Below are 16,473 nucleotides of genomic sequence, written 5' to 3'. Positions count from 1 at the left end.
CGCTAGAAAAGCGCGCTCGCGAGGTTGGTGCGGGTGCGTTTGATGAGGGGATCGTTGGCGTCGAAAAGCAAAAGGAGCTCCAGCAAACGATCCTTGGCCTCGGGTGAGGTCTTCACGTGTGCGAGCAGGCGCTCAAAGGCCGCCTCCGGGTTGCCGGCAAGGACCTCGGCATCGGCGGCATCGAGCTGCTTGGCCATGTCGGTGGGGTCCGCGGCGGCGTCCGCGATCGGGTCACTCGTGCGCACCTGCGGGTTGAAACGCTTCAGCACTGCCACCGTGGCCTTCGCCTGCTTCACCTCGGCGTTCGCTGGGTCCTGGGCCAACATCTCGTCATAGACGGCAATCGCCGCATCGTAATCGCCTGCCTGCACGGCAGCCTCGGCCTGGGCCAGGCGCGGGTCGGCCTCCTCGGTACTATCCGCTTCATCCGACAACCCGCTGAGCTGCGGGCCGATGTTCTGCACCAGCGCCTGCAGCCACTGCGTGAGCTGCTCGGCAGGCTGGTTGCCCTCAAAGTTGGTCACGGGTCGGCCCGCGGCAAGTGCTACCACCGTTGGCAACGCGCGCACGCCTAACGCCTGGGCAAGCTGCGGGTGCGCATCCGCATTCACGTAAGCAACCAGGAACTCCCGCTGGCCGGCGGCCAACGATGCAAGCGTCGCCTTCAGCTGCTCAGACTCCGGCGAGCGGGCCGTGCCCACCATCAGCACCACAGGGATCAGGGTGGAGCGCTCAAACGCCTTGGCCTCAACATCGCGCTCGGTGACCTCAATAAACGGCTCGAACGTGGACTCCGCAAGCTCCTTGCGGGCCTCGGCCTGCTGGGCCAGCGCAGCCAGGTCGACTGCCCCACCGGTGAACTGTGGCTGGGTCATCGTTTATGCCTCCAAGTGCTTGTTCAGGGAATTCATCTTTTGATGCAGCATGTCAGTGTAGCCAGGACGAATATCCGCCTTGATCACCAGCGACACGCGCGGAGAGACCTCCTCCACCGCAGCCGTGGCGCGCTTGATCACATCCATGACCTCGTCCCACTCGCCCTCGATGGTGGTAAACATCGCGGTTGTCTCATGCGGCAAACCAGAGTCGCGCACAACCTGCACGGCCCGGGCTACCGCTTCAGACATTGCGGCAGTGGCGTTATTGGTTACCGTTGGCGCGACAGAAAACGCTGCAATCATGCGGCCCAGTCTAACGCCGCCGCTCCCAGCAGTGTTTATGCCAGTGCCTGCGGTCATCTACGCCGCGGCCTGCATCCTTCGGCCACGCCACCACATGCCGCACCCCCGGCGGGATGTTCTGGTTGCAGCCCGGGCACACGTAGTACTTCGTGGCAGCGGCCGCACCGATCTGGCGCACGCAGTAGGTTTCCCCGTACGGGCCTTCTACTTCCTGGGTGCCAATGAACGTGGAGCCGTCACGCGGCAACACGTATGACGGCGTGATGTTCGCTCTACGATTTCTGCGTGGCATCTAAAACAGCCGCAACTCGTTGGACTCAATGCCGCGCAGCTCACCGTAATCAAGCGTGACGCAGCGCATGCCGCGGTCTTCCGCCAGGGTGCGTGCCTGCGGCTTGATCTCCTGGGCGGCAAATACGCCTTGGACAGGTGCGAGCAGCTCGTCGCGGTTGAGCAGTTCCACGTAGCGGGTTAGTTGCTCTACACCGTCAATGCCGCCGCGGCGTTTGACCTCCACCGCCACTGTCCCGCCGCCGGAGTCTCGCGCGAGGATGTCCACGGGACCAATCGCCGTTGGATATTCTCGACGCACAAGCGAATACCCCGAACCCAACGTGGTGATGTGCTCGGCCAAAAGCTCCTGCAGGTGTGCCTCAACGCCGTCTTTGACCAGACCGGGGTCCTCCCCAAGCTCATACGAGTTGTCAGCAATAATCTCTTCAATGGTGATGCGCAGCTGCTCGCCCTTCTTGCCTTCCACAATCCACAGCTGCTCGCCAGTGTCCTCCCCATCGATGTCCACCACCGTCTCTTCCTTCAGCGTGCATGGTGGCATCATCCAGTTCAGCGGCTTGTACGCACGGTCATCCGCATGGATGGACACAGACCCGTCAGCCTTGATCAAAATCAGCCTGGTTGCCATAGGCAAATGCGCATCCAGGCGGCCAACATAGTCAACAGAACATCGAGCGATAATTAAACGCATGGGCTCCAGCTTATCGACGCCCCCTGTTCGCCCTCTCAGCGAGCTCATTCATATCCCCCCGCTGCGCCCGAACATCCGGTGCAGATTCCACCCACGAGATCAACGCCATCTCCGCGTGACGCTCGCCCGCAAACTCAAAATCCCCCATCGGACCGGTCAGCTCAAGCGCGGTATCTACCTCAGGCATGAAGTCCCGCTCTTCATCTGTGAGCTTCCGGATACCGTTAAACGTCATATCCCGGCGATCAAACGCCAAATCGTAGTTAAAGGACAGTGAGCGCAGCTTGTAAAAACGCGCCTCATCACCCGAGTATCGAAGCACCCCGTGGCGCCATCCGTGCGAGCCTTCAGCAGGCAAGAGACGGATCAGGCCTTGGACACCACTGTTACGGAACATAGTGAAGCGCCACACCGCAGCTACCACGACAAGTGCGATGACTAGCAGCACAATAGCGGCGAGGATCTCCATGCACATCACGCCTTTCCTGTTTCGCAATATCCTAGCGCCGTTGGCGGGGTGAAGATAGGCAAACACCCCCTGCCGTTTCCGACAGGGGGTGTCCAAAGGAGGTAAGCGCCTACCTATTGATGTTGGACGCGCGGCGGACCGCGGCCAGCTCCGCTTCGGAGCGGGTCTTGGTCAGCTCGTCTTCATCATGCAGGCCGCTCTCCGCAGCAGCGGAGTCGACCTCGCCGGCGAAGATCGCGTAATCCGCGAGGATGGTGACCTTGTCGCCCTGGACCGACAGGAACCCGCCCTGTACGGCCGCCACGATTCGTTCATCATCCACCGGCTGGATGGTCACAACACCGTTGTCCTTAAGCTGGCCCAACAGTGGCTCGTGACCGGGCAGGATGCCGATCTCACCTTCGGTGGTCTGCGCAGTGACAATCTTTGCCTGCCCCTTCCAGAGCAAGCGGTCAACAGAGACCAATTGCGCGGTAAGTTCAGCCATGATCTACCCCTTTACGCTTCCTGCAGCTTCTTGTATGCAGCCTCGACGTCGTCCAGGCCACCCAGGTTGCTGAAGGCCTGCTCCGGGTAGTGGTCGAACTCGCCAGACGCCAGCTTGTCAAAGGCGTCAATGGTCTCCTCCAGCGGCACGTAGGAGCCCTCGTCGCCGGTGAACTTCTTAGCAACGAAGAAGTTCTGGCCGAGGAAGCGCTGGATCTTACGTGCGCGCATAACGGTGATCTTGTCCTCTTCAGACAGCTCGTCCATACCGAGGATGGCGATGATGTCCTGCAGTTCCTTGTTCTTCTGCAGAATACCGATGACCTTCTGCGCCACGTTGTAGTGACGCTCGCCGACAATACCCGGCTCCAGGATGCGGGAGGTCGAGGTCAGCGGGTCCACTGCCGGGTAAATACCCTTGGAAGCAATGGAACGGCTCAGCTCGGTGGTTGCATCCAGGTGAGCGAAGGTGGTTGCCGGTGCCGGGTCGGTGTAGTCATCCGCCGGCACGTACACGGCCTGCAGCGACGTAATGGAACGACCGCGGGTCGAGGTAATGCGCTCCTGCAGCACACCCATCTCATCCGCCAGCGTCGGCTGGTAACCCACAGCGGAAGGCATACGGCCCAGCAGGGTCGACACCTCAGAGCCCGCCTGGGTGAAGCGGAAGATGTTGTCAATGAACAGCAGCACGTCCTGGTTCTGCACATCGCGGAAGTACTCCGCCATGGTCAGGCCGGACAGGGCCACGCGCATACGAACCCCTGGCGGCTCATCCATCTGGCCGAAGACAAGGGCGGTATCAGGCAACACGCCCATGTCCTCCATCTCGAGGAACAGGTCGGTGCCCTCACGGGTGCGTTCGCCAACACCGGCGAACACGGAGGTACCGGAGAACTCGCGAGCAATACGCGTAATCATCTCCTGGATGAGAACGGTCTTACCCACACCTGCACCACCGAACAGGCCGATCTTGCCGCCCTTCACGTACGGGGTGAGCAGGTCGATGACCTTAATGCCGGTCTCAAGGATCTCGGTCTTACCCTCAAGGTCCTTGAATGCTGGCGGCTCGCGGTGGATGGACCAACGCTCGCCGTCCTCGCCTACCGACGGATCGTCCAGGCACTGGCCGAGTGCGTTGAACACGTGGCCCTTGACCTGGTCGCCCACCGGCACGGAGATCGGGTTGCCGGAGTCCTTCACCTGTGCACCGCGGACGAGGCCGTCCGTCGGAGCCATGGCGATGGTGCGGACGAGGTTGTCGCCCAGGAACTGGGCAACCTCGAGGATGATGTCACGGGACATGCCTTCGAGGTCGATGTGAACCTCGAGTGCGTTGTAGAGCGCGGGGAGCTCGCCGCGAGGGAACTCCACGTCGACGACGGCGCCGATGACGCGGACCACACGGCCGTTCTCGGAACCACGCGGGTTCTGAGTGGACTCCGTGCGAGCCGGCGCCTGCGGTTCAGCCTGCAACGTGGCCTCGCCCGGCGTCTCATCGCGCTCATCAAAGTTGTGAGCAGTAGTCATGATTTAGTCACTTTCCTCACTACCGGACAGCGCGCCTGCGCCGCCGATAATCTCGGTGATTTCCTGGGTGATTTTAGCCTGACGGGCCTGGTTTGCCTCACGGGACAGGTTGTTGGCCAGCTCGGTTGCGTTGTCCGTCGCGTTCTTCATGGCGGTACGGCGCGAAGCGGACTCCGACGCCGAAGACTCCAAGAAGAGCGAGTACAACGAGCGCGAGACATATACCGGAAGCAGCTCATTCATGAGCGTATCCGGATCCGGCTCGAACTCCATGTCTGGCGATACGCCTTCCTCAGCAGGCGCGAGCATGTGCTCGGTCTCGTAAGAGACTTCTTCAAGCACAGGCTCGATCGGCAACAGCTGGTGTACGCGGGCCTCCTGCGAAAGCATGGAGACGAACTCGGTGTACACCACGTGTACCTGGTCGAAACCGCGAACGGGTTCGCCCTCGGCACCGGTGAGTCCCTCACGCCACTTAACCGTGCCTTCAGAACCAGCCATGAAGCCATCAACGATGTGACGACGCACATCGTGGGTGGACTCCCACGTCGGCTTCTGGGACCAGCCGGTCCAGGCGCCTTCGACGTCCATGTCACGGAACTTGTAGTGGGTCACACCCTTGTTACCAGTGACGTAGCGGACGACGTCGTATCCAGCCTCGGTGAGCATGCGCTCCAGCTGGGTCGCCTTCTTCAGCACGTTGTGGTTGTAGCCGCCGGCCATACCGCGGTCAGAGGTGACCACGAGGATTGCTGCGACTCGACCGTTCTCACGCTCACGGAGCATGGGGTGGTCGAGGGAGCTCGCAGCTGCGAGGCGTTCCATGACGTCTTTGAGCTCATCGGCGTACGGCTTCGCTGCGTCTACACGCTGCTGGGCCTTGGTGATCTGCGAGGTCGCGATCAGCTCCTGAGCCTTCGTGATCTTCTTCGTAGAGTTGACGGACCTGATGCGGTCACGCAATTCGCGAAGAGTTGCCATGGTGTTTCCTCCCTTCCTTTATGTAGTAGTCCAAGGTTGCACTTGCGTGCTTACTTGGAGCGGCTGACGTTGAGCTGATTCTTGGACACCTGCGAGGACGGCAGTGCCTTCTCCTCCGGCTCACGGACGATGCGCTCGCCCGTAGAAGACTGGAAGCCACGTGCAAATTCCTCGTTCACGCGCAGGATCGCAGCCTGGGAGTTCTCGTCCAGAGCCTTGCCGCCCTGGATCTGCTCGTACACCTCAGGTGCGGTTGCACGGATCTGCTCCTGCAGCTCGCGCTCGTAGCGACGGACATCCTCGACGGGAACGGGATCGAAGACGCCCTCGTTGGCAGCCCAGATCGAGACGATCTGGAACTCAACCGGCTGCGGGGAGTTCTCGGACTGCTTCAGCAGCTCGACGAGACGCTGGCCGCGCTCCAGCTGCTTCTTGGAAGCAGCATCCAGGTCAGATGCGAACGCTGCGAAGGACTCCAGGTCGCGGTATGCGGCCAGGTCCAGACGCAGGTTACCCGCAACCTTCTTCATGCCCTTGGTCTGTGCAGCGCCACCAACACGGGACACGGAGATACCCACGTCAATAGCTGGGCGCACACCCTGGTTGAAGAGGTCAGACTGCAGGAAGACCTGGCCGTCCGTAATGGAAATAACGTTCGTCGGAATGAAGGCACCGACGTCGTTTGCCTTGGTCTCAATGATCGGCAGTGCGGTCAGAGAGCCTGCACCGAGCTCGTCGTTGAGCTTGGCGGCGCGCTCCAGCAGGCGGGAGTGCAGGTAGAACACGTCGCCCGGGTATGCCTCGCGGCCCGGCGGGCGGCGCAGCAGCAAGGAGATCGCACGGTAAGCCTCAGCCTGCTTGGTCAGATCATCGTAGATAACCAGGACGTGCTTGCCCTGGTACATCCAGTGCTGGCCCAGGGCGGCACCGGTGAACGGAGCCAGCCACTTGAAGCCTGCGGAGTCAGATGCCGGAGCAGCCACGATGGTGGTGTACTCCAGTGCGCCTGCCTCTTCCAGGGTCTGGCGCACACCAGCGATGGTGGAGCCCTTCTGGCCGACTGCGACGTAGATGCAGCGGACCTGCTGCGACGGGTCGCCGGTCTCCCAGAATGCCTTCTGGTTCAAGATGGTGTCGATGCAGACTGCGGTCTTACCAGTCTTACGGTCACCAATGATGAGCTGGCGCTGGCCGCGGCCGATCGGGGTCATGGCGTCAATAGCCTTCAGACCCGTCTGCATCGGCTCCTCAACCGGCTGGCGGTCAAGCACGCCTGCCGCCTGCAGCTCAAGTGCACGCTCTTCGTTGGACTCGATCGGGCCAAGGCCGTCAATCGGCTGACCCAGTGGGTTGATGACGCGGCCGAGGAAGTTCTCGCCGACCGGTACGGACAGGACCTCGCCGGTCCTCTTTACTTTGTCGCCCTCGTGGAGGGACTCGAAGTTACCCAGAACCACAACGCCGATCTTGTCGGTGTCCAGGTTCTGTGCGACGCCGATGACGCCGTTCGGGAACTCGAGCAGCTCATTCGTCATGCAGCCTGGCAGCCCGGAAACCTGGGCAATACCATCTGCAGCCGAAGTCACCACGCCGACCTCCTCACGGGAGGCCTCCGCAGAGTAGCTCGAGGTGTAGTTCGCTATCGCGCTACGGATCTCATCGGAGGAGATCGTCAGCTCCGCCATGTTCTTCCTGCTCTCGGTAGATTCTTCCAGCATATTGTTCTTAAAGGGTCGCGCTCGCAGCGAGGTCAGTACGGAGACGTGCGAGCTTGCCGCGCGTCGAACCGTCAATTTCCTCGTCACCAACACGGATGATCATGCCGCCGAGGAGGCTGGGGTCAACCTCGGTGTGGATGGCCATCTCGCGACCGTAAATGTTCTCAAGCTTGCTTGCGAGTGCCTCACGCTGCGCAGAGGAAAGCGCCTCTGCTGCAACAACGCGCGCCACGGACTTGCCACGCAACTCAGCGATCTCATCAGCCAGAGCCGAAAGATCATCAACTGGGTTGTGCATAGGGCGGCCAATTACCTGCAGCGCAAGCGCCTCGGTAAACATGGTCACCTTGCCGTAGATCACGCTGGCCAACAGACCACGCTTCTGCGCGGCAGTGGCGGTGCGGTCCGACAACAGCTGCGTCAGTTCCTTCTGGTTCTCCAGAAGAACAGACAGCTGGTAAAGCTCCTCTTCCACCTGCTCCAGCTGGCCCTGGGATTCGGCGGCGCGGGAAAGCGCACGACGACCCAAAGCAACCAGGCCCTGGCGGAATTCACGAGGCGTGGACCACTCCTGCGATGCAGCCTCACTCAGAATGTTCTTCGTCGGTTCTGCAACCTTCGAGCCGAACACCTGGGTGATGATGCCCTCACGCTGAGATGCGTCAAGCGAAGTATCTGCAACAGCGACACGCAGCGAACGGTCAGCGTCGAGCTGGTCCACAGTGAGGAACAGCTCGGTGCCGATCTGCGCGGCAACGGCGACGGCGTTGTCAGAGGAGCGGATCAGCTCATCGAGCTTGCCCTCCACGTGCGTCTGTGCTTCGCGACTTGCTGCCTTCATTTCGCCTACTTCCTCGTCGAAACGTGGTCGAGCTCAGAGAGGAAGTCATCGATCGTGTTCGAGCGGCGGGTAGCATCCGACAGCTCGGTGCCAAGCAGACGCTCAGCGAGGTTGATCGAGTTCTGGCCCATCTCATTGCGCAGCTCGGAAACAACCTGCTCACGCGATGCGAGCAGCTGCTTCTCCCCTGCCTCGACAATACGGCGGGACTCTTCCTCAGCACGTGCGCGAGCCTCGGCCTCGATCTCCTTGCCGCGCGTACGCGCAGCCTCACGGATCTCAGCCGCCTCGGCGCGAGCCTCAGCGAGTTCGGCGTTGTTCTTCTCCAGGGCAGCCTTTGCTTCCTTTTGGGCGACCTCAGCACGCTCAATGCCGCCCTTGATCCGGTCCTCGCGCTCCAGCAGAACCTCCTGGAAACGCGGAAGCACGTACTTCGCGAACACCAGGAAGACGATGATGAAGACAACGAGCGACCAAACCACGTCGTACGCTGCTGGCAAAAGGATCGACGGAGTCGTCTCAAGCGGCAGCGTCTCGTGGCCGGCTTCAGCGCCTTGAGCCACGATAAAAGCGTTGACGTTTGTCATTGGTTGCTCCTGATCTAAAAAATGAACGGGTATAAACGCGTGTTCTTTTTAGAACAGGAAGCCGGCAACGAGGCCGATCAGGGCAAGTGCCTCAACGAAGGCGATACCCAGGAACATGGTGGTACGCAGCTGACCAGCCATCTCCGGCTGGCGAGCCATGCCCTCGACGGTCTTGCCAACGAGCATGCCGATGCCGATGCCCGGGCCGATGGTTGCAAGGCCGTAGCCGATGGTGCCGAGACCCTCGTAGCGGTTCACGGTCTCTGCTGCCTGAGCAAGAATGATGTCGTTCATGTGAAAGTCGTTCCCTTTCTAGGTGCGCCGTGGCGTTGTGTTTGTGCCACGAACGCGAGTGACAATGGTGGGGTTATTCAGTTTGGCCGTTTGTACGCGCTTTGTTAGTGCGCATCTGCGTGCAGCGACAGCTCGATGTACACCGCCGTCAGAAGAGCGAAGATGTACGCCTGCAGGAAGATGATGATCAACTCGTACAGGGTGAACAAGATCGCTGCGATCAAGGTCAGGCCACTGACCGCCGTCCAAGCATTCAGCTGCCAGAAGAAGAAGTTGGTAGCTGAGTACAGAAGGACGAGGATGATGTGGCCGGCCAGGAAGTTCGCCATAAGACGAAGTGCCAGGGTGACCGGACGCAGAACGAAGGTCGAGAAAATCTCGATCGGCACCACGAGAAGGTGCAGCAGCGGGGGCAAGCCGGGGATCACCGTCGAGTGCTTGAAGTAGGCCGCGCCGTAACGCTGTACGCCGGCGTAGATCATTGCGATGTAGGCCACCACCGCCAACACGATCGGCATGCCGATACGTGCGTTTGGCGAGATGTTTAATCCCGGAATGATCGTGGCTGCATTCATGAACAAGATGGTGAAGAAGATGGAGGCGATAACCGGCAGAAATCGCTTTCCGTCCTTCTTGCCCAAGGTGTCTTCGGCGATGTGGACGCGGACAAAGTCCACACCCATCTCGGCGAAGTTCTGGAGGCCCTTGGGAACCAGCTGCGGCTTCCTAAAGGCAATAACAAAGAGAAGCACCATGATCAGTGCGATGAAAAGACGCACGAGCATGATGCGATCAAGCGCGAACCAACCACCGGCAAAGTCTTCACCGATGATGTGGCCGAAAGTTTGCCCCGGGAAAAATTCTGGACCAAGTTCGGGTGCGTGGAAACTCCCCTTCATGGCCAACGTTGTAACGCTCAGCGTTCTCTCCCGTTCTCGGGCCGCATCCACAAGGAATGCGGTGCGATGGACTTCTTCAAGAAGACTGCCTCCGCGGCGGACTCCGTCGCACATCTGCTACCGCGGGACAGGGGATGGACCTTCAGGTAAGGGAAGCCCCTTCCTCAAGTAAACCCAGCGGATAGCCTAACAGGTTGATAACGGTTTTCGCGCCTTAGGGGTAACCGCGTCGCTTTCCCCCAACACGCAGGCTCATTTTTGCGACAAAATCAATGGTCACAGGCAGCTTTTACGGGACTGTTATGTCCGTCACAGAACGTCGTGTGTTTACCCCAACTAATCCTACGACCACTAGATGCCTTTAAGACACGTAAGAAACACGCGTGGAAATGATGCCAAACGTCTCCGCGGCAAGCGCCACAACCAGTGCGGCAATGGTGGTAACACCGAACGCCGTTGCGTCGTAGAAATCCATGGTTCGCAGCCAGAGCAGTAGCAAAATAATTACGACCATCTTCAGCAGCCAGCCGCCAAGCACGACAGCCATCGTGGCAGTCGGCGTGGAGTTAGACGTAGCCAACACAGTCAAGGCTGTAGCCAAGACAAAGCCACCGCCGATAGCGGCGCCCATCAACACTCCCCAAATGCCCGGCAGATCACGAGCGTTGCCCCAAGCCATCAGTGAGATAACGGTCAAGGCAATGAGCGCGTAGGCACCAAACCGTAGTGCTCGGATTAACGGGCGCCGCGGATCATCAAACTCCTCGGTATCTCGGACGTTCAAGTCCGGCTCGGTATCGCTGAGGTTTTCATTACCGTTTTGGTTGCCGTTTTCGTTCACGGGGGCCAATCCTATCTGTCACTTGCCAAACGGCGCACTTATCTTGCCCCTTGTGAGTGGCACCAGCGTGGCAACGAATGCCACCAGAAGCGCTATCACAGTGAAAGCGGCCGCATACGTTGTCGGGACGATGGAAAAACTCACTGCGCCAAACGCCACTGCGGATACCCACATGTACAGCACTAATACCGTGCGACGGTGGGTGTGCCCAAGCCTCAAGAGACGGTGGTGCAGGTGTCCCGCGTCCGCCTCCCAAGGCCGTTGACCACGAGCAAGCCTGCGCACCACGGCCCAGACAAAGTCAACAACCGGCAGCGCAATGGCTGCCAGCACCACAATGATTGGGCTGATCAACGCCACAAGGTCTGCCGCACCGTAGAGCGACATGTTGATCTTGCCGGAGGCTGACACGCTTGCCGCAGACAGCAGCAGACCAATCAGCATGGCACCAGAGTCCCCCATGAAGATGCGTGCGGGCTCAAAGTTGTGCGGCAAGAACCCGGCGCATATCCCCACTAGTGCAGCGCAGATGATGGCGGGCGGATAGGCGGATACGGCGCCACCTTGGTCATGCAGCACCGTCAGCGCAAAAAGCAAAATGGCCAGGCCGGCGATCATGCCCAGGCCTGCTGCAAGGCCATCGATACCGTCGACAAAGTTCACCGCGTTGATCAGCAGCACGGTAAACAAGGCACTTAAGACAACCCCCTGGACTTGATCCAGGACCAACGTGGTGCCCTCCCCAATGGGGAGGAAGAACACGGTAAAGACAATGCCCATCAGCGCCATCACCACCGCGGCAACGAACTGACCAGCCAATTTCGCCAAAGCGCCGAGCTCGTAGAGGTCATCCACAATCCCAACCAGCACAATGGCAAACGCGCCTGCAAGCACAGCCGTCATCTCCGGAGTCACCGGCGCAAACCCGCGCGTGAGCGCCGGGAGTTGCTGCGCCAAAAACACCGCAGAGACAAAACCGGTAAACATGGCCACGCCGCCAACAGACGGAGTCGGCTGGGTGTGCACGTCGCGCTGGCGAATCTCTGCAACACGGCCAGTTCGCACAAGCACAGAGCGCACAAGCCCCGTAGACAAGTACGTAATAGCCGCGGCAACAAGAATCACAAGGCCAAGCTCTCGCAGCGGCACACCAAGACCGTTCATTGGAAGAAAAGCTCCCCTACTGCTCGCGCGGGGTTCTGCGCATGGATTCCGGGTCCACGCCAAGAACTTCACCGATACGTTCCGGCGAGATTGCGCCTTCACGCATGATCACGGGGTGGCCGGATGAAATATCCACAATGGTTGATGCCTGACCAATCGTGGCCTCTCCCCCGTCCAGGTATACGGGCACGGCATTGCCGAACTGCTGGCGTGCCTCATGGATCTTCACTGCCGGCGGGTGTCCGGAGATGTTTGCAGAGGACACTGCCATCGGGCCGACTTCCTGCAGCAGCTCCAGCGCCAGCGGCTGGTTGGGCATGCGAAGCAGCACTGTGCCACGCGTGTCACCCAGGTTCCACGGCAGGCTTGGCGCCTCCGGGACAATGATGGAGAGCCCTCCGGGCCAAAACGCCTCAACCAGCGTCTTCGCCGTGTCAGAGAACTCGCGCACCAGTCCCTGGATGGTGGTCCAGGAGCCCACGAGCACCGGCACCGGCATGTCCGGGCCACGCTTTTTGGTTGCCAAGAGCTTTGCCACGGCGGCGTTGTTAAACGCGTCCGCGCCAATGCCGTAGACCGTGTCGGTGGGCAAGACGACAACGTCACCGCCGCGCAGCGCTTCAGCTGCTGCGGCGATCCCTTGGGCGCGGCCGTCCGGAGTTAAACAATCGTAGGTTGTGGCGGGCATAGGGGTAGCTTACTCGCTACAACAAACCGTGCCCGACCGGTCAGGTCCGCAATCACACGCACGTCCCCAAACGCCCCGTGCGCACGCACAACATCCTGCACAGCCTCAGATGTCGTGTCATCATGCTCAATGCCGAGGTGCCCACCGGGTTTCAGCAAACGCGCAGCCACAGGTACCAGCCCGCGGATGGCGTTCATCCCGTCCGCGCCGGAAAACACCGCTTCATGCGGGTCGTGGTACACCTCCGGGTCAAGATCCGGAGTCTCAGGCACGTACGGCGGGTTGGCCACAATCACATCCACTGCCCCATCCAGCTCCCCCAACAGCGTGGGATCCGTCATGTCGCCGCGCACAAACTCCACCTTGGGTGCGTTGCGCTTGGCATATTCCAGGGCAGTTTCTTGCTTGTCGACGCCAACGACTCTCGCCCCCGGCACCGCCTCCGAAAGGTAAAGCGCAATGGCGCCAGAGCCGGTGCCAAGGTCGAGGGCGGTTGGGGGGTTTGACGTGGCGTCGGCAAGCAAACTAGCTCCCCATTCGGCAATGACTTCCGTCTCGGGCCGCGGGATGAACACTCCCGGGCCAACAGCCAAGGTGTGGGGGCCAAAGGGCGCTTGCCCGGTGATGTGCTGTAGCGGCTCACGCGCCGCCCGCCGAGCGATGAGCTGGGAAAACTCCTCAGCGAAGCTCTCGTACGGGTCTGTGAACATCACCGAAAGCGGCGCCACCTCAAGCAGGTGCGCCGCAAGCAGGCGGGCATCATTGTCGGGCGTATCAATGCCAGCCTGCGCAAGCGTGTGCGCCGCCTCCGAAAGGAGCTGACGCAGGTTACTCGGCCTCAAGGCGCTCCTGGCGCTCATGGGTCTGCAACGCGGTGATCAGGTCATCCATGTTGCCGTCCAGCACCGAGTCAAGATTGTTGGCCTTGTAGTTAATGCGGTGATCCGAAATACGGTTCTCCGGCCAGTTGTATGTGCGGATACGCTCAGAGCGGTCCATGGTGCGCACCTGGGAGGCACGGCCCTCAGCCTCAGCGGCCTCGACCTTCTCGCGCTCCAGCTGATCCAGGCGAGCCTGCAGCACCTGCATGGCACGTGCGCGGTTCTGAATCTGGGAACGCTCGTTCTGGCAGGTCACCACAATGCCCGTGGGCAAGTGGGTGATACGCACAGCGGAGTCCGTGGTGTTCACGCCCTGGCCGCCCTTGCCGGAGGAACGGTACACATCGACGCGAAGATCCTTCTCATCAATGTTGACGCTTTCAATCTCATCGGCTTCCGGGAACACGTAGACGCCCGCAGCCGAGGTCTGAATGCGGCCCTGCGACTCCGTCACGGGGATGCGCTGCACGCGGTGTACACCGCCCTCAAACTTCAGCTTGGACCACGCGCCATCACGCGACGGGGTCTTCGCCTTGACAGCCACGGTCATGTCCTTGACGCCACCGAGGTCAGACTCAGCAACGTCAAGCACTTCCCAGGTCAGGCCGTGCTTCTCGCAGTACTTCTGGTACATGCGTGCCAGATCGCCTGCGAACAGCGCAGCTTCCTCGCCGCCGGCGCCGGCCTTGAGCTCCATGATCACGTCATCGCCATCGTGCTCATCGCGCGGGGCGAGCAGATCAGCCAGCTCCTCTTCCAGGCGCACAATCTCACCTTCGAGGCGGGTCGCTTCCTCAGCGAACTCCTTGTCCTCGTTGGCCATCTCAGACGCCGCCTCGTGGTCCTCACGAGCCTGCGTCAGCTCATCGTTGACCTTGATAATCGGCTGGAGTTCCGCGTACCGCTTGGACAGTTTGCGGAACTGATCCTGGTCCGCGGCAACATCCGGGTCGCCCATCTGGGCTTGGATGCCTTCGTATTCGGCCACATAGTCGTCTACAAGCGAGACGTTCGAGTTTGAAGCCATTAGACGTAATCCTCTTCCGTCTGGTCAGCAGCCATCGGCGCGGACTTGGCCACACCCATGAGGAACTCACCGTTGCTCTTGGTCTTTTTCAGCTGCTTAATCAGCATGTCAATGGACTGCTGCGGATCCAGCGCAGACAGGATGCGGCGCAGCTTGTGCATCACGCGCGCCTCCTCGGGGCTCATCAAGAGCTCATCCTTGCGGGTGCCGGACGGGTTGACATCCACAGCCGGGAACACGCGGCGTTCTGCGATCTTGCGATCCAGCTTCAGCTCGGCGTTGCCGGTGCCCTTGAATTCCTCGAAAATCACGGTGTCACCAGCAGAACCGGTCTCCACCATGGCGGTTGCGATGATGGTCAGCGAGCCGCCCTCCTCGATGTTGCGGGCAGCACCCAGGAAACGCTTCGGCGGGTAGAGCGCGTTGGAATCCACACCACCGGAGAGAATGCGACCGGATGCCGGCGAAGAGTTGTTGTAGGCACGGCCCAGGCGGGTGATGGAGTCCAGCAGGACCACCACGTCCTGGCCCATCTCCACCAGACGCTTCGCACGCTCAATGGCAAGCTCTGCCACGGCGGTGTGCTCTGACGGCGGGCGGTCAAAGGTAGAGGCAATGACCTCACCCTTGACGGAGCGCTGCATGTCCGTCACTTCTTCCGGACGCTCATCCACCAGCACAACCATGAGGTAGCACTCCGGGTTGTTGGTGGCAATGGCGTTGGCAATGTTCTGCAGAATCGTCGTCTTACCTGCCTTCGGCGGGGAGACGATCAGCGCACGCTGGCCCTTACCAATCGGCATGACCAGGTCAATGACGCGGGTGGTCAGGATGTTCGGCTCAGTCTCTAGGCGCAGGCGCTTGTTCGGGTACAGCGGCGTGAGCTTGTGGAACTCCTTGCGGCCACGTGCTTCCTCCGGCGTCATTCCGTTGACGGAATCCACGCGCACCAGCTGGTTGTAGCGCTGGCGGTTACGGCCGTTGCCGTGGGAGTGGCCCTGGCCGTTGGCACGAACCTGGCCAATAACGGCGTCACCAGAGCGCAGGCCGTTCTGGCGAACCAGCCTGTTGTTCACAAACACATCTGCGTTGTTCTGGCGGTAGCCGGTGGTGCGGATGAACGCGGTGTTGTTATCCACCACATCCACAATGCCGGCGACTTCCTGCAGCTCTTCCGGTTCGAAGTTCTGGTTATCGCCCTGGTTGTTGTCACGGTTGTCGCGGTTATTGCCACCGTGGTCACGGCCATCGCGGTTGTTACGGTTACGGTTGCGACGACCACGGCGCCCGCGGCGCCCGCCACCTTCGCCGTCTTCACGGTTGTTGTCGCGGTTATTGTCGCGGTTGTTGTCGCGGTTGTTGTCGCGATCCCCGCGGTTATTGTCCCGGTTATTGTCGCGGTCGCTACGGTCATCACGGTCATGACGGCCGGAACGCTCCCCCGATTCCCCGTCGCCCTTGTGCGAGTTGCTGGAGTCTGCGTGCTCTGGCTGGCCCTGCTGATCCCCCTGCTCGTGCTGATTGCGTGAACGGTTGCGACGTGCCCGGCGCGCCGCGGAGCGCGACTGCTGGTCGTCGTCGGAGCGCTTCGCGTCAGCGTCACCAGCGCCACTGGCTTCACGTGGGGTGTCTTCCTTCGGCGCTTGCTCCTTAGCGGCGCTAGCGGCACCAGACTGTGCTGCTGCCTTTGCCGGGAGTTTGCCGGTTGCGATTGCTTGGATCAGGTCCCCCTTGCGGAGTCCAGATACCCCCTTAAGCCCCCGCTCAGCTGCCAGCTTGCGCAGCTCCGGAAGTTTCATAGATGCCAGGTCCACGTTGGCCTGGTTTGCAGCCGTATTACCTTCTGCGGTCACGGATGTCCTTTCGTAGCTCAGCTGGGATGCCCTTGTGCGGAAAATTAT

At 60.8% G+C, this 16,473-nt stretch carries 19 protein-coding genes; all 19 read right to left on the bottom strand.

The window, feature by feature from the left end; translation table 11 throughout:
• Positions 1 to 2 precede the first annotated feature (2 nt).
• The 19 genes from I6I71_RS08175 to rho all read right to left on the bottom strand — a co-directional run bounded on the left by I6I71_RS08175 (position 3) and on the right by rho (position 16,425).
• A complete protein-coding gene (locus tag I6I71_RS08175; protein WP_201820244.1) occupies positions 3 to 875 on the bottom strand; it encodes a tetratricopeptide repeat protein in 873 nt (290 codons plus the stop codon).
• Positions 876 to 878: 3 nt separating this feature from the next.
• Positions 879 to 1,181, bottom strand: a complete 303-nt coding sequence (locus tag I6I71_RS08170) for a thiamine-binding protein (RefSeq protein ID WP_052204654.1) — start codon at positions 1,179 to 1,181, stop codon at positions 879 to 881.
• A 10-nt stretch (positions 1,182 to 1,191) separates the two neighbouring features.
• Positions 1,192 to 1,473, bottom strand: a complete 282-nt coding sequence (locus tag I6I71_RS08165) for a hypothetical protein (protein WP_052204656.1) — start codon at positions 1,471 to 1,473, stop codon at positions 1,192 to 1,194.
• On the bottom strand, positions 1,474 to 2,166 hold the full coding sequence (nucS, locus tag I6I71_RS08160; protein WP_201820241.1) for an endonuclease NucS: 693 nt from the start codon (positions 2,164 to 2,166) through the stop codon (positions 1,474 to 1,476).
• Between the two features lie 10 nt (positions 2,167 to 2,176).
• Positions 2,177 to 2,635: a DUF2550 domain-containing protein gene (locus tag I6I71_RS08155; protein WP_052204660.1), complete on the bottom strand. Its 459-nt coding sequence runs from the start codon at positions 2,633 to 2,635 to the stop codon at positions 2,177 to 2,179.
• Between the two features lie 109 nt (positions 2,636 to 2,744).
• Positions 2,745 to 3,122, bottom strand: coding sequence for a F0F1 ATP synthase subunit epsilon (locus I6I71_RS08150; RefSeq protein ID WP_201820239.1), 378 nt, complete (start codon positions 3,120 to 3,122; stop codon positions 2,745 to 2,747).
• 11 nt (positions 3,123 to 3,133) lie between these two features.
• Positions 3,134 to 4,651, bottom strand: coding sequence for a F0F1 ATP synthase subunit beta (gene atpD / locus I6I71_RS08145; RefSeq protein ID WP_232305784.1), 1,518 nt, complete (start codon positions 4,649 to 4,651; stop codon positions 3,134 to 3,136).
• Positions 4,652 to 4,654: 3 nt separating this feature from the next.
• The gene (locus tag I6I71_RS08140; RefSeq protein WP_101735011.1) at positions 4,655 to 5,632 is read right to left on the bottom strand and encodes a F0F1 ATP synthase subunit gamma; all 978 of its coding nucleotides are present in this window, start codon (positions 5,630 to 5,632) and stop codon (positions 4,655 to 4,657) included.
• 50 nt (positions 5,633 to 5,682) lie between these two features.
• Positions 5,683 to 7,350 carry a F0F1 ATP synthase subunit alpha gene (gene atpA / locus I6I71_RS08135; RefSeq protein ID WP_052204667.1) on the bottom strand — a complete coding sequence of 556 codons (1,668 nt, stop codon included), beginning with the start codon at positions 7,348 to 7,350 and terminating at the stop codon, positions 5,683 to 5,685.
• 7 nt (positions 7,351 to 7,357) lie between these two features.
• Positions 7,358 to 8,191, bottom strand: coding sequence for a F0F1 ATP synthase subunit delta (locus I6I71_RS08130; RefSeq protein ID WP_201820235.1), 834 nt, complete (start codon positions 8,189 to 8,191; stop codon positions 7,358 to 7,360).
• Between the two features lie 5 nt (positions 8,192 to 8,196).
• Positions 8,197 to 8,778 (bottom strand): F0F1 ATP synthase subunit B, encoded by a 582-nt coding sequence (locus I6I71_RS08125; protein ID WP_070495192.1) that lies wholly within the window; start codon positions 8,776 to 8,778, stop codon positions 8,197 to 8,199.
• A 48-nt stretch (positions 8,779 to 8,826) separates the two neighbouring features.
• Positions 8,827 to 9,072: an ATP synthase F0 subunit C gene (locus I6I71_RS08120; protein WP_034999811.1), complete on the bottom strand. Its 246-nt coding sequence runs from the start codon at positions 9,070 to 9,072 to the stop codon at positions 8,827 to 8,829.
• A 104-nt stretch (positions 9,073 to 9,176) separates the two neighbouring features.
• Positions 9,177 to 9,971 (bottom strand): F0F1 ATP synthase subunit A, encoded by a 795-nt coding sequence (gene atpB, locus I6I71_RS08115; protein ID WP_052204674.1) that lies wholly within the window; start codon positions 9,969 to 9,971, stop codon positions 9,177 to 9,179.
• 361 nt (positions 9,972 to 10,332) lie between these two features.
• A complete protein-coding gene (locus tag I6I71_RS08110; protein WP_052206379.1) occupies positions 10,333 to 10,755 on the bottom strand; it encodes a hypothetical protein in 423 nt (140 codons plus the stop codon).
• A gap of 75 nt (positions 10,756 to 10,830) precedes the next feature.
• A complete protein-coding gene (locus I6I71_RS08105) occupies positions 10,831 to 11,976 on the bottom strand; it encodes a glycosyltransferase family 4 protein (RefSeq protein ID WP_070495193.1) in 1,146 nt (381 codons plus the stop codon).
• Positions 11,977 to 11,992: 16 nt separating this feature from the next.
• Positions 11,993 to 12,664: an L-threonylcarbamoyladenylate synthase gene (locus I6I71_RS08100; protein WP_052204677.1), complete on the bottom strand. Its 672-nt coding sequence runs from the start codon at positions 12,662 to 12,664 to the stop codon at positions 11,993 to 11,995.
• Positions 12,637 to 13,524 (bottom strand): peptide chain release factor N(5)-glutamine methyltransferase, encoded by an 888-nt coding sequence (prmC, locus tag I6I71_RS08095; RefSeq protein WP_201820232.1) that lies wholly within the window; start codon positions 13,522 to 13,524, stop codon positions 12,637 to 12,639. Before prmC ends, I6I71_RS08100 begins: the two co-directional genes overlap by 28 nt.
• The gene (prfA, locus tag I6I71_RS08090) at positions 13,493 to 14,572 is read right to left on the bottom strand and encodes a peptide chain release factor 1 (RefSeq protein WP_052204681.1); all 1,080 of its coding nucleotides are present in this window, start codon (positions 14,570 to 14,572) and stop codon (positions 13,493 to 13,495) included. Before prfA ends, prmC begins: the two co-directional genes overlap by 32 nt.
• A complete protein-coding gene (rho, locus tag I6I71_RS08085; protein ID WP_201820229.1) occupies positions 14,572 to 16,425 on the bottom strand; it encodes a transcription termination factor Rho in 1,854 nt (617 codons plus the stop codon). Before rho ends, prfA begins: the two co-directional genes overlap by 1 nt.
• Between the last annotated feature and the right edge of the window lie 48 nt (positions 16,426 to 16,473).

The sequence above is a fragment of the Corynebacterium riegelii genome (assembly GCF_016728505.1).
Lineage (GTDB): Bacteria > Actinomycetota > Actinomycetes > Mycobacteriales > Mycobacteriaceae > Corynebacterium > Corynebacterium riegelii.
Note: the sequence above shows the minus strand (reverse complement) of the source record. Positions and strands in the feature narration are given on the sequence as shown.

Bases quoted from the DNA above. Each gene is read 5' to 3' on its own strand.
- I6I71_RS08175 (WP_201820244.1), bottom strand. From the start codon at position 875: ATGACCCAGCCACAGTTCACCGGTGGGGCAGTCGACCTGGCTGCGCTG.
- I6I71_RS08170 (WP_052204654.1), bottom strand. From the start codon at position 1,181: ATGATTGCAGCGTTTTCTGTCGCGCCAACGGTAACCAATAACGCCACT.
- I6I71_RS08165 (WP_052204656.1), bottom strand. From the start codon at position 1,473: ATGCCACGCAGAAATCGTAGAGCGAACATCACGCCGTCATACGTGTTG.
- nucS (WP_201820241.1), bottom strand. From the start codon at position 2,166: ATGCGTTTAATTATCGCTCGATGTTCTGTTGACTATGTTGGCCGCCTG.
- I6I71_RS08155 (WP_052204660.1), bottom strand. From the start codon at position 2,635: ATGGAGATCCTCGCCGCTATTGTGCTGCTAGTCATCGCACTTGTCGTG.
- I6I71_RS08150 (WP_201820239.1), bottom strand. From the start codon at position 3,122: ATGGCTGAACTTACCGCGCAATTGGTCTCTGTTGACCGCTTGCTCTGG.
- atpD (WP_232305784.1), bottom strand. From the start codon at position 4,651: ATGACTACTGCTCACAACTTTGATGAGCGCGATGAGACGCCGGGCGAG.
- I6I71_RS08140 (WP_101735011.1), bottom strand. From the start codon at position 5,632: ATGGCAACTCTTCGCGAATTGCGTGACCGCATCAGGTCCGTCAACTCT.
- atpA (WP_052204667.1), bottom strand. From the start codon at position 7,350: ATGCTGGAAGAATCTACCGAGAGCAGGAAGAACATGGCGGAGCTGACG.
- I6I71_RS08130 (WP_201820235.1), bottom strand. From the start codon at position 8,191: ATGAAGGCAGCAAGTCGCGAAGCACAGACGCACGTGGAGGGCAAGCTC.
- I6I71_RS08125 (WP_070495192.1), bottom strand. From the start codon at position 8,778: ATGACAAACGTCAACGCTTTTATCGTGGCTCAAGGCGCTGAAGCCGGC.
- I6I71_RS08120 (WP_034999811.1), bottom strand. From the start codon at position 9,072: ATGAACGACATCATTCTTGCTCAGGCAGCAGAGACCGTGAACCGCTAC.
- atpB (WP_052204674.1), bottom strand. From the start codon at position 9,971: ATGAAGGGGAGTTTCCACGCACCCGAACTTGGTCCAGAATTTTTCCCG.
- I6I71_RS08105 (WP_070495193.1), bottom strand. From the start codon at position 11,976: ATGAACGGTCTTGGTGTGCCGCTGCGAGAGCTTGGCCTTGTGATTCTT.
- I6I71_RS08100 (WP_052204677.1), bottom strand. From the start codon at position 12,664: ATGCCCGCCACAACCTACGATTGTTTAACTCCGGACGGCCGCGCCCAA.
- prmC (WP_201820232.1), bottom strand. From the start codon at position 13,524: ATGAGCGCCAGGAGCGCCTTGAGGCCGAGTAACCTGCGTCAGCTCCTT.
- prfA (WP_052204681.1), bottom strand. From the start codon at position 14,572: ATGGCTTCAAACTCGAACGTCTCGCTTGTAGACGACTATGTGGCCGAA.